At 43.6% G+C, this 11,709-nt stretch carries 12 protein-coding genes; 8 read left to right on the forward strand and 4 right to left on the reverse strand.

Features of this window, described 5'->3' with window-relative positions:
* Positions 1-13: 13 nt before the first annotated feature.
* On the reverse strand, positions 14-991 hold the full coding sequence (gene sdsA / locus CDG61_RS04820; protein WP_087551198.1) for an All-trans-nonaprenyl-diphosphate synthase: 978 nt from the start codon (positions 989-991) through the stop codon (positions 14-16).
* 442 nt (positions 992-1,433) lie between these two features.
* Between sdsA and rplU the strand changes: the two genes are divergently transcribed.
* The 8 genes from rplU to CDG61_RS04860 all read left to right on the forward strand — a co-directional run bounded on the left by rplU (position 1,434) and on the right by CDG61_RS04860 (position 8,184).
* Positions 1,434-1,745: a 50S ribosomal protein L21 gene (gene rplU, locus CDG61_RS04825; RefSeq protein WP_087513513.1), complete on the forward strand. Its 312-nt coding sequence runs from the start codon at positions 1,434-1,436 to the stop codon at positions 1,743-1,745.
* A gap of 20 nt (positions 1,746-1,765) precedes the next feature.
* On the forward strand, positions 1,766-2,020 hold the full coding sequence (gene rpmA, locus CDG61_RS04830) for a 50S ribosomal protein L27 (RefSeq protein WP_004828213.1): 255 nt from the start codon (positions 1,766-1,768) through the stop codon (positions 2,018-2,020).
* A gap of 218 nt (positions 2,021-2,238) precedes the next feature.
* On the forward strand, positions 2,239-2,931 hold the full coding sequence (lolA, locus tag CDG61_RS04835) for an outer membrane lipoprotein chaperone LolA (protein WP_087513512.1): 693 nt from the start codon (positions 2,239-2,241) through the stop codon (positions 2,929-2,931).
* Between the two features lie 396 nt (positions 2,932-3,327).
* Positions 3,328-4,110, forward strand: coding sequence for an RsiV family protein (locus tag CDG61_RS04840; RefSeq protein ID WP_087551197.1), 783 nt, complete (start codon positions 3,328-3,330; stop codon positions 4,108-4,110).
* A gap of 113 nt (positions 4,111-4,223) precedes the next feature.
* Positions 4,224-5,495 (forward strand): serine--tRNA ligase, encoded by a 1,272-nt coding sequence (gene serS, locus CDG61_RS04845; RefSeq protein WP_087551196.1) that lies wholly within the window; start codon positions 4,224-4,226, stop codon positions 5,493-5,495.
* Between the two features lie 152 nt (positions 5,496-5,647).
* Positions 5,648-7,021: a siroheme synthase CysG gene (gene cysG, locus CDG61_RS04850; RefSeq protein WP_087551195.1), complete on the forward strand. Its 1,374-nt coding sequence runs from the start codon at positions 5,648-5,650 to the stop codon at positions 7,019-7,021.
* An 88-nt stretch (positions 7,022-7,109) separates the two neighbouring features.
* Positions 7,110-7,589, forward strand: a complete 480-nt coding sequence (locus tag CDG61_RS04855) for a tRNA (cytidine(34)-2'-O)-methyltransferase (RefSeq protein WP_087551194.1) — start codon at positions 7,110-7,112, stop codon at positions 7,587-7,589.
* A 148-nt stretch (positions 7,590-7,737) separates the two neighbouring features.
* Positions 7,738-8,184: a hypothetical protein gene (locus CDG61_RS04860; protein WP_087551193.1), complete on the forward strand. Its 447-nt coding sequence runs from the start codon at positions 7,738-7,740 to the stop codon at positions 8,182-8,184.
* Between the two features lie 102 nt (positions 8,185-8,286).
* On the opposite strand, the gene CDG61_RS04865 is transcribed toward CDG61_RS04860, so the two are convergent.
* From CDG61_RS04865 to CDG61_RS04880, 3 genes are all read right to left on the reverse strand, one after another.
* Positions 8,287-9,681: an APC family permease gene (locus tag CDG61_RS04865; RefSeq protein ID WP_087513505.1), complete on the reverse strand. Its 1,395-nt coding sequence runs from the start codon at positions 9,679-9,681 to the stop codon at positions 8,287-8,289.
* Between the two features lie 267 nt (positions 9,682-9,948).
* Positions 9,949-11,133, reverse strand: a complete 1,185-nt coding sequence (locus CDG61_RS04875) for an iron-containing alcohol dehydrogenase (protein ID WP_087513504.1) — start codon at positions 11,131-11,133, stop codon at positions 9,949-9,951.
* Position 11,134: 1 nt separating this feature from the next.
* The gene (locus CDG61_RS04880) at positions 11,135-11,668 is read right to left on the reverse strand and encodes a hypothetical protein (RefSeq protein ID WP_087513503.1); all 534 of its coding nucleotides are present in this window, start codon (positions 11,666-11,668) and stop codon (positions 11,135-11,137) included.
* Positions 11,669-11,709 lie beyond the last annotated feature (41 nt).

The raw sequence follows: 11,709 nt of genomic DNA on the forward strand, positions 1-11,709 counted from the left end.
GCAAAATATAATTTTATTGAATTCGGTGTAATGCAAGCTGTGCCAGATTATACAGTGCCTGCGTATATTCACTCTCAGGCAGTTTCTGCAAAGCTGAAACAGCTGACTCGGTTTCTTCGTGTGCCCGTTTACGGCAGTAATCCAGTGCGCCAGAAGACTGAACGATGCTGATGACCTGATCCAGATCTGATGTTCCACCGGTTGCAATACTGCGACGGATGATTTCATGTTCATGACCTGTGGTGTTCGCTAAAGCAGAGATCAAAGGTAAAGTCGGTTTACCTTCCATCAGATCATCACCAATATTTTTACCTAATGTTTCTGCATCTGAGGTGTAATCCAGAATATCGTCAATAATCTGAAAAGCATTACCAAAGTGTCCTGCAAAGAGTCTCAGCGGTTCACGGTACTCCGGTTTACCTGCAAGAATGGCAGCACCTTCGGTAGCCAGTTCAAACAGTCGGGATGTTTTACCATGAATAATATCCAGATATGTTTGTTCATTTGTATCAGGCTGATGCTGAGCCTGAAGCTGGAGCACTTCACCTTCAGCAATTTCACAGGTTCCAGTGGAAAAGTCTTTCAGCAGAGTCATGTTGTCCAGATCAACCAGCAGATCAAATGCACGGGAAATCAAAAAGTCACCGACTAAAACAGCCGTCTGATTGTTCCAGGTTGCATTGGCAGTTGGGCGTCCACGTCTGAGACCGGATTCATCGACAACGTCATCATGCACCAGGGTTGCGGTATGCAGCATTTCAATAATGGCAGCAAGTTTACGATAGGGTTCCATTTCATCCGCACCACAGGCTCTTGCAGCAAGCAGGCACATGATTGGGCGCATACGTTTACCGCCTGCTTCGACTACATGCTTGCTGACCGCCATAACCAGTGCAACTTTGGAAGTAATCCCTTCATTGATAAATTTGTCCATCGCGGCGAAGTCTGTAGCAACCGGAGCGAGAATGTCTTGCTTAAAATCGATGGTCATGTGAAGAGAAACCCCTTTATCTGTATATTGCTGATCGTTTCAGATACAGCAATGCTGGCTGTTTATACTTTCGGGAGGACCTGCTGTACAGGGCGGTTATGTTTACAGCTCTCTGCATCTGCATGGTTTTCCATGGAACGCATGCCTAAGTCCTGTAAAAGATGTAGGTATGGTTCGGTTTTACGTAGTCTATAGTAGCGAATTGTATTTGAAAATCTATCCCGAAGGATTAAATCTAAGGTATATGGTTGCATTATTGTTCATATTTTTCAGTGCTGAAAAAATAATCGGGACTGTCCTGTATAAATTTTAGGGGATACGCTTGTTGTTTTTATGATTTTCACCTAAAATATGTCCCCTTATGTGTGACCCCAGTGGCGATCGTTTTAAGATCGGTATATCCCTTTACCGGCACGACAACACGGGCATGATGGAGTACGTTATGTACGCAGTAATCCAGAGCGGTGGTAAACAGCACCGTGTAGTTGAGGGTGAAACCCTTAAAGTAGAATTGTTGAAAGCTGAAACTGGTGCAACTATTACATTTGATGATGTATTAATGGTTGTTAACGGTGAAAGCATTCAGATCGGTGCTCCAGTTGTAGCTGGCGCTAAAGTAACTGCAGAAGTGGTTAGTCACGGTCGTCACGACAAAATCCGCATCATCAAAATGCGTCGTCGTAAACATTACCGTAAACAACAAGGTCACCGTCAATGGTTCACTGAGTTGAAAATTACTGCGATTGCAGGCTAATCCACTAGGAGTAAATAGACATGGCAACTAAAAAAGCCGGTGGTTCGACTAAAAACGGTCGTGACTCGAATCCTAAAATGTTAGGTGTTAAAATGTACGGTGGTCAAGCTGTGACTGCTGGTAACATTATCGTTCGTCAACGTGGTACAGAATTCCACGCTGGTGCAAACGTAGGTATGGGTCGTGACCATACTTTGTTCGCTACTGCTGATGGCGTAATCAAATTTGAAGTGAAGGGTCAGTTTGGCCGTCGCTATGTATCTGTTGAAGTGTAAGTTTTAACAGTTCGAAAAAGCCCGCTTAATTGCGGGCTTTTTTATACCCAAAGACTGGCTGAAAAATAAACAGAGTTCTCCATCATGATGGACACTTTGGATAAATAAGCATAAATAACAATACAAAACTTCTTATTTTCTCAGTTTTTGAGTCTTTAAACTGGTTTAAGATGAGAAATCTGAAAAATTGCACTTAAGCAAATATAAAAGGTGAATACATGAATATGCTTCGTAAAACGATGGGTGTCGTAGCAATCAGTGCAGCTGTGCTCGCACCTGCAATGAGCACAACGGTTTTTGCAGCTGCAGCTGCATCGGAGCAACAGGCGACGTCAAACCTGGTTAAACAGCTCAGCGGTATCCGCAGTCTGTCAGCATCGTTTGAACAGACGACTAAGGCAACCGGTGGTAAAGCTGCGCCAAAGAAAGGTTTAACCGCTCAGCATATGAATCAGACTTTCAAAGGTACAATGAAGGTTGAAAGACCTGGTAAGTTTTTCTGGGAAACCACCAGTCCTGCAAAACAGACCATTGTGACCACAGGTAAAACTGTCTGGATTTATGATCCGGATCTGCAACAGGCAGTGCGTCAGAGTCTGGATGATCAGGTGGCAAACACACCTGCACTGTTACTGTCAGGAAATACCAGTCAGATCATGAAGTCTTATCGTGTAACACAGCCAAACAGTGCGAAAACGTATTACACGCTGTTCCCTAAAGACAGTGAAGGGGCATTTCAGAGCCTGACCATCAGCTTTGGTACAAATAAAGCACCTAATCTGATGATTCTTGAAGACTCACTGGGTCAGACAACCTATGTGCGTTTTGCCAATGTAAAAGTGAACCCTGCTATCCCGGCAGCAACATTTAATTTTGCGCCACCTAAGGGCACCGATATTATTGATCAGTAAAAGATCTGTTACAGCTATATGAGGTCGGAAAAGAGCAACGGAAGTTGCTCTTTTTTTTGTATGGAAAACTGCTGTGTGGAAATCTGTATTTCAGTGAGCATAAAGGCTTATAAGGCATTCTGCATAGTTCGTAACCGTGATTTTTCCGAATAAATAATGAAGCAGTATATCTATGGGAGGAAACAGGCACAGGGTTTCGTATCTGGCTCTGTTTTCATGGTAACTGGGTCGATCTGTCGGCGGAATAAGAAAATCAGCTCAGTCAATGCTGTTTTATTGCTCTTTTTCTTGCGAGTGGGTGAAAAACAAACGTCAGATACATTTTAAAATTTTATTATAAAGTCCTACTTTGTATAGTGAAAGACATTAAAAGTTTAACACTCGGGGGTATCAGGCATGACACAGAAAAAGTATAAAAAGTGGATGGTGGCAGTCCCAGTTGTTGCATCTGTTATGATTTTTTCAGGGTGCCAGGAAAAACCTGCGGTTGAACAGAAGGCAGCAGTAGAAGCCACAGGTGTGCCATTGATTCAGTCAAAAATCATTCCTGTAAAACTTGCGAAATCAGAAATCTGCGACAATCAGGGCTGTACCCGTTATGACCTGCAGACTGTTGAAACCAATGTCAGCTGGATCAACGACTATTTTATGGATCGGCTGAAAAAAGCAGACCCTGTTGTATTCAATCAGGATGCTGCTGTACAGAACCAAGCTGAAGAAAAAGATAAAACAGATGAGCAGGGGCTGAGCAGCAGTTCAGCCGATATCCGTTATATCGGGCAGCACTATAATATTGCAACGTTTGCTCTCAGTACTTATAACTACAGCGCAGGCGCAGCACATGGTATGTACCATGTGGAATATGTGAATTTTGACCTGATCAGCCAGCAGCGACTTGCATTGCAGGATATTCTGGTTAAAGGCGCAGAGCAGAAAATACGCGATGCAATCTATGAGTCCAATACGATGTGGCTGAGTGAACACAATATCGAAAAATCAAAATTACAGCTCAGTGATAATTATTACTATGGTGTAAACGGTCTTGTATTTGTGTATCCATTATATGAGCTGGCCAGCTATGCAGAAGGAATGTCTGAGCTGACTTTGCCTTATCATATGGTTAAGAAACTGATCAAGCCAGAATATCTGCCTGAATTACCTCAGTACGCAGCATCTTAATTTAAATTTATATCAATATTGCTTTATTAAGATTCAGCTGCAAAGTCTGTCACTGTATTTTTTACAGTGAAGAGCTTACACTATAGCCAGTTTTTCCCTTTAAAAGACTGGCTATGATCGACCCTAAATTAATCAGAAATAATATTGAGGCTGTAAATTTAGCCTTAGCAAAACGTGGTGTGCAACTCAACGTAGAAGAATGGGCATCACTGGAAGCACGTCGTAAGGAAATTCAGTCCCGCACTGAAAATCTTCAGGCAGAGCGTAACAGTGGCGCTAAACAGGTAGGTCAGATTAAAAAATCTGGCGGAGATGCCTCTGAGATCATGGCGCGTATGTCTGCCATTGGTGATGAAATTAAAGCTGCTGAAACTGAACTGAATGAACTTCAGGCAGAGCTTGATGCAAAACTGATGTCTATTCCAAACATGCCACATGAGTCGGTACCTGAAGGTAAAGACGAAAGTGACAACGTTGAAGTTTTAAAATGGGGTACACCTCGCCAGTTTGATTTTGAAATCAAAGATCATACTGACCTGGGCGAAATGATGGGTGGTCTGGAGTTTGAAACTGCGACCAAACTGACAGGTACACGTTTCAGTGTGCTGAAAGGTCCATTGGCGCGTTTACAACGTGCATTGACGCAATTCATGTTGGATACACATACCCTTAAAAATGGCTATACTGAAGCCTATGTACCGTATCTGGTCAATGCAGATTCACTGCGTGGGACAGGTCAGCTGCCTAAATTTGAAGAAGATTTATTCAAATTACAGGGTGAAAAAGAATATTACCTGATTCCTACAGCTGAAGTTCCAGTCACCAATTTCGTGCGTGATGAAATTGTTGATCCTGAACGTCTGCCACTGAAATATGCAGCACATACGCCGTGTTTCCGTAGTGAAGCAGGTTCTTATGGTCGCGATACCCGTGGTCTGATCCGTCAGCACCAGTTCGACAAAGTTGAAATGGTTCAGATTGTAAAACCTGAAGACTCAATGCAGGCTTTGGAAGATTTAACAGGTCATGCAGAAGGTATCCTGCAGGCACTGGGTCTGCCATACCGTAAAATCGTGTTATGTGGTGGCGACATGGGCTTTGGCGCATGCAAAACTTACGATCTTGAAGTCTGGGTGCCAAGCCAGGAAACTTATCGTGAAATTTCTTCATGTTCAAACATGTGGGATTTCCAGGCACGCCGTATGAAAGCACGTTACCGTGCAGACCAGAAGAAAACTGAGTTCGTTCATACTTTGAATGGTTCAGGTCTGGCAGTTGGTCGTACCTTGCTTGCTGTGATGGAAAACTATCAGCGTGCAGATGGTTCGATTGAAATTCCTGAAGTGTTGCGTCCATACATGGCGGGTGCAACGTACATCGACTAAGTTAAAAAGCCTGCTCTGTAGTCATATAGCGCAGGCTTTTTGAATCAGACAGTATCAATGTCCTCATCTGATTACAGATGAAAGACGTTTATTGATCTCATTTGAGCATGAAAATTGCTTTAGACAATCAGAAATAAACAATTGAGGTTCCCGTGGATATTTTTCCAGTCTCTTTAAAGTTGCAACAGCAACCGTGTCTGATTGTCGGTGGTGGAAGCATTGCCTTGCGCAAGGCAACTTTACTTGCCAAAGCGGGTGCAGTCATTCATGTGGTTGCACCTGAAATTGAAGAAAGTCTGCTGGATATTGTTCATTCTACACATGGGCAGTTTCATGCTGAAAAATTCAATACCGACATCGGTCTGAGCGGCTATCGACTGGTGATTGCAGCGACTAATGATAAAGCAGTCAATCAGTCAGTTTTTGAAGCCTGTGAAGATTTGAATGTCCTGGTCAACAGTGTGGATGATCCTCCGCATTGTCGCTTTATGGTGCCTGCAATTATTGACCGTTCACCATTGGTGATCTCGGTTGCAACCAATGGTGCTTCGCCTGTATTGGCGCGTCAGATCCGTACTCAGCTTGAAGCTGCTGTTCCACATGGGATGGGTAAGCTGGCTGATTTTTCCGGTAAATGGCGTAAAGTCGTCAAAGAACAGATCAGTAATCCTGATGAGCGTCGTATCTTCTGGGAAGATCTGTACGCAAGTCCGCTGAAAGAACAGGTGTTCAATGATCGTCTGGTTGAAGCTGACCGTTTGATTGAACAGGCTTTGACAGAATGGCAGAAGCCGAAAGGTGAAGTCTATCTGGTGGGTGCAGGACCTGGTGATCCTGAACTACTGACCCTAAAAGCCCTGCGCTTAATGCAGCAAGCTGATGTGGTGATTTATGATCGACTGGTCTCACCTGCGATTATGGAGCTCTGTCGCCGTGATGCTGAAAAAGTCTATGTGGGCAAAGCGCGTTCCAACCATTCCGTCCCACAGGATGGTATCAATGCCTTACTTGTACAGTATGCTTCACAGGGTAAACGTGTCTGCCGTCTGAAAGGCGGTGATCCTTTTATTTTTGGGCGCGGTGGTGAAGAAATTCAGGAACTGTTTGCAGCTGGTGTCGCTTTTCAGGTTGTGCCTGGGATTACCGCAGCATCAGGCTGTTCTGCCTACGCAGGTATTCCGCTGACCCATCGTGATTATGCACAAAGTGTCCGTTTCCTCACAGGGCACTTAAAAGAAGGTTCTCCTGAGTTGCCGTGGCATGAACTGGTCTATGAAAATCAGACACTGGTTCTGTATATGGGACTGGTCGGACTGGAAAAAATCTGTGAAAAACTGATCGCGCATGGTCAGCGTCCTGATATGCCGGTTGCATTGATTTCCAAAGGGACAACGCCTGACCAAAAAGTCGTGGTGGGTACTTTGGCAGATATCGCTTCAAAAGTTGAAGAAAATCATATTCAGGCACCGACTTTAACCATTATTGGTGAAGTGGTCAGTTTACGTGAACAGTTAAGATGGCGATAAAATCTCTCCCAATCCTTCTTTAAGAAGAGGGGAGTTCCTTCCTTTGAAAAGGGAGGGTAGGAGAGATTAAGGGCAGTAGAGAAAATACGTGATACATGTTGTTTTATTTGAACCTGAAATTCCTGCAAATACAGGAAATATCATCCGTTTATGTGCCAATACGGGGGCACAGCTGCATCTGGTTAAACCTTTAGGTTTTGAACTGGATGATAAAAAACTGCGCCGTGCCGGACTGGATTATCATGAATGGGCACACATGAAAGTGTGGGAAAACTTTGCAGAATGTCTTGTGCATTTAAAAGTGCAAGGGATTGATCTGGATGCAATCTATCCTTTAACCACCAAAGGTTCAGAAACACCACATACCTCGGATTTAAATCGTCCTGTGGCTTTGCTCATGGGACCTGAAACCCGTGGTCTGCCTGAAGATGTGCGCATGATGTTCCCTCAGGAACACTGGATCCGTCTGCCAATGGCACCGAATTCCCGTAGTCTGAATTTATCCAATGCGACGGCAGTTATTCTGTATGAAGCCTGGCGTCAGCAGGGTTTTCAGGAACTGAAATAAAAATCTGAACAGCCATCCGTCAGGATGGTTTTTTTATGCAGATCAGTTCTGTGGCAACAGCATTATGTAAGCGTATTTTAATGCAGCTTTATGATCTAAAACTTAGCCTGTATAAAGTAAGTTAAGTAAATCAATTTATTATTAGCCTATGTCTGTTCAACTGAATCTGAAAACCTGTTTAACGGGACTCATGCTGCTGTTGTCATGCAGTATGGTCATGCCTGTTTTTGCTGTACAGGTGGCAAAACCTGTAGATGCTGTAGAGAAAGTCAGTCCTGAAGAAATCAGAGTGGCTTTGAAAAATATGAATAATGATTTCAGCCAGAGGATAGACCAGTGGGGCAGCAATTTAAAACGCGATGATTTTAATGTTGTTCGGGGGAAGGCTTCTTTAAAACCTGCCAAACAGCAGGAGGTCTGCAATATTTTTCAGTCTGTGGTGGATGAGACTTACCAGCTGGCATTGAATAACAGGCACAGGCTGAATGAGGAAGAAAGCAAAATTGTTGCAGACAGAGCACTGTTTATTCAGAAGCTTGGATTCGAGGGTGGCATTATAAAAACTGAAATGGGTTTTGATTGCCGAATCTTTTAAATGAAACTTTAAAGTTATATGTTTCAGAATTTCTTTTAAAAGTAAAAAAGACGCCGAAGCGTCTTTTTTACTGGTGATGAAAGTAGTCTGTATACTGAAGTATCAGAGTCTGTCATCAAACTCATTATGCTGTGGCGCAGGGTGTTTAAAGCCCTTGGTTTTGTATCCCAGATAAAGGATACCGAACATTGCCCACCATAAACCGAATTTCAGTGCAGTTTCTTCAATTTCAAGCCACATGGCAAAGATACTGATAAAACCAAGCAGTGGAATAATGACAAAGCTGAGAATCTCTTTGAAGCTCTTGGTACGTCCATCACGTAAAGCATAGCGTGAAATAACCGACAGATTCACAAAAGTAAATGCAGTCAGCGCACCAAAGCTGATCATTGAAATCACAATGTCCAGATCCATGAAACCGGCAGTCAGGGCAACAACACCAACAATCAGAATGTTATAAGAAGGTGTAAAGTTCTTTGGACTGATATGACCGAAAATCTTTTTGTTGATTACGCCATCACGACCCATGACATACATCAGGCGTGATACACCTGCATGCGCTGAAATACCCGAAGCCATCACTGTGATAATTGCAAAATACAGCACCACAGTTTTGAATGCGACACCACCTACAGCCTGTAAAATATCGGGCTGAGTTGCAGCAACATCTTCAAAATAAGTTTTCGGATCGTTCGGGAAGTAAATCTGCATGAAGTAAGTACTGATAATAAAAATTATCCCTGCAAATAACGCAGTCATGAAAATTGCACGCGGCAAGGTTTTTTCAGTGTCTTTGGTTTCTTCTGCAAGTGAACTTAAAGAGTCAAATCCTGTGAAAGAGAAGCACAGTAAGGTTGCACCAGTAATGAGTGCACCCAGGCTTGTCATTTCATTCCAGAACGGCTCCAGACTCCATAACTGGTATTTTGCGTTGACCAGTGTGCCGTCAGCATTTACACCACCTGCAAGCAGCTGGTAAACCATCCAGGTAAAGTATGCAATCACTGCAAGCTGAACCAGAACAATCAGACTGTTAAAGTTGGCAACAAATTTGGCACCACGGAGGTTAACCCCGGTCATGACCGCAGTTAAGCCGACAACCCATACCCAGTGATTCACGTCAGGGAACAGTGCTTCCAGATAAATCACAGCAAGAATAATATTGACCATTGGGGACAATAAATAATCAAGCCAGGATGACCATCCCACCATAAACCCGACATTTGGGTGAATGGATTTCTGAGCATAGGTGTACGCAGAACCCGAAGACGGATAACGGCGGATCATGTGCCCATAACTGATGGAAGTGAATAAAATTGCGATCAGCGCAATAATATAAGATGTTGGAACGTGAAAATGACTTTCTTCAGATACTAAACCAAAAGTATCAAACAGGGTCATAGGTTGAATATAAGCTAAACCAATAATGATAATGTGCCAGAAGCCCAGCGTTTTTTGCAGTTTAGCTGCCGATTGAGTCCCAGAGATATTTGTCAACGGCGTTATCCTCTTAATCGTTGATCAAGGATCAGTCATATATACCAAGGATCGTTTGAGACGAACGATCCCCCCTACGAATAAAACAAAAGTGCGCCAATCTATACCAGATTGGTACCTTTTGTCAGTAACTTTGTGATTTTTTTTAGCAGAACTTAAGCCAGTCTGCTGAAAAAATGTCTTACAGGGTTATTGATATGATAAAAGCCTGGTGTATATAAAATCACCAGGCTCTATGTGGATCTATATTGGCTTATTTAAAGTGTATTACCAAGCCTTTTTCAGAATGTTTTTCAGGTCTTCCAGGTTCGCTTCCTTAGGGTTATAAATAATCGAACCATCATTCAGCGCTTTTTCAGCGACATCATCCAGCTGAGCTTCAGTTACTTTTCCTGTCTCGCTTAAAGTGCGGGGCAGTTTAGTCAGAGTAAACAGGCGGTCACGCATGGCCAGGATGGTGGATACGGCTTTGTCTGCACGTAAATGAGCAGGGGTCTGAGCATAAATGTCAGGTCCTGCCAGTGGCAGCAGTAAGTCACCGATTTTATCGCCATTTACTTCTTTGTTGTATTCAAGTACATACGGAAGGAACAGGTTCATACATAAGCCATGGGGCAGATGAGCAACAGCACCTAATGCATGACCCAGTGAGTGGACAAGTCCGACCATGGAGTTTGAAAATGCAATGCCTGCCATGGTGGAAGCCTGAGCCAGTTCCAGACGACCGTGTTCATCAGCTGGATTATCCAGCACATCGAACAGGCTGCCACATACTTTTTTGATTGCAGCTGTTGCATAGGCATCAGAAATTGGGTTGGCAGCCATACAGGTATAGGCTTCAACGGCATGTGTCAGTGCATCCATTGCTGTCATTGCTGTCAGGTGTGGTGGAAGGGTCAGTGTCATGCGCGGGTCAAGAATGGCAGCATTTGGCATCAGGTAATTGGATGCAAAAGGTATTTTGACGTGCTTCTGATTGTCTGAAACCACGGCAACCATGGTGACTTCTGAGCCTGTACCTGAAGTGGTTGGGATCACGAAGAAAGGTTTCAGCGGTTTAGGCAGGTTATGCGCACCTGAATATTTCAGCAGGTCATCTCCACCTTCAGTCACCAGAATGTTGGTTGCTTTTGAGGTATCAATAACAGAACCACCGCCTACTGCAATGATCGCATCACAGTTGTTGGTACGATATGCCTGAGCCGCAGCACGGACAGTTTCAAGACTTGAATCTGGTGGAACGTCATCAAAGACAAAACCAATTTCTACATTGGTGGATTCAAAAGCTGCTTCAAGCGGTGCAAGCAGGTTATTTGCGCGGACACCCTTATCTGTAATGATCATTGGACGTTTTGAACCCAGTGAGGCAAGTTCAAACGGAATGTGTTCGAGTGCAGCATGACCAGCAATAACTTTGACCGGACAGAAAAATTCGTAATAAGGCTTAGCCATGTTATGCACTCCGTTTCAGATAGGACTGAGCTACTTTCAGATAGATACTGGCAGCTCCTGTTAATTTTTCTTTCAGGCTTAAATCGCCTGGGTACTGTTTTACTGCCAGTTCTGCAACCAGTTTTGGCAGAATCAGCGCTTCCATTTTATTGAGGCAACGGACGAGCCTGATCGCATGGGCTAAATCACCATCTGCAATCATACGGTCATGTGCAAATGCCAAAGCTGTACTTTCCTGAAATGAAAAGACCAGGAATGCATGGCTCAGATGTTTGAACGTAATGGTCAGATCCGGTTTCTGCTGTGCAGTATCAAGCAGCTCCAGCTGTTTCTGTTCACTGACTCTTGCAATGAATGCAGGACCATCTAGAAATACATTCATGGAAAGAACGAAACCTGTTGGAAATTTTGCAACTTCCTGTTTAATTTCTTCATCGACCTGGCTCGCCATAACCAGACCTCTGCCAATCACATCCATCATGAGTTTGACATAAGCCTGTTGCAGAGCGGGTTTTACAGATTTACTTGTAATCACTCGCGAGTCCCTATTGTAAAAATAATTATAAATTAGAGTAA

Source organism: Acinetobacter sp. WCHAc010052 (assembly GCF_002165295.2).
Taxonomy (GTDB): domain Bacteria; phylum Pseudomonadota; class Gammaproteobacteria; order Pseudomonadales; family Moraxellaceae; genus Acinetobacter; species Acinetobacter chinensis.

Coding starts and splice junctions, on each gene's coding strand:
- sdsA (WP_087551198.1), bottom strand. CDS start 991: ATGACCATCGATTTTAAGCAAGACATTCTCGCTCCGGTTGCTACAGAC.
- rplU (WP_087513513.1), top strand. CDS start 1,434: ATGTACGCAGTAATCCAGAGCGGTGGTAAACAGCACCGTGTAGTTGAG.
- rpmA (WP_004828213.1), top strand. CDS start 1,766: ATGGCAACTAAAAAAGCCGGTGGTTCGACTAAAAACGGTCGTGACTCG.
- lolA (WP_087513512.1), top strand. CDS start 2,239: ATGAATATGCTTCGTAAAACGATGGGTGTCGTAGCAATCAGTGCAGCT.
- CDG61_RS04840 (WP_087551197.1), top strand. CDS start 3,328: ATGACACAGAAAAAGTATAAAAAGTGGATGGTGGCAGTCCCAGTTGTT.
- serS (WP_087551196.1), top strand. CDS start 4,224: ATGATCGACCCTAAATTAATCAGAAATAATATTGAGGCTGTAAATTTA.
- CDG61_RS04860 (WP_087551193.1), top strand. CDS start 7,738: ATGTCTGTTCAACTGAATCTGAAAACCTGTTTAACGGGACTCATGCTG.
- CDG61_RS04875 (WP_087513504.1), bottom strand. CDS start 11,133: ATGGCTAAGCCTTATTACGAATTTTTCTGTCCGGTCAAAGTTATTGCT.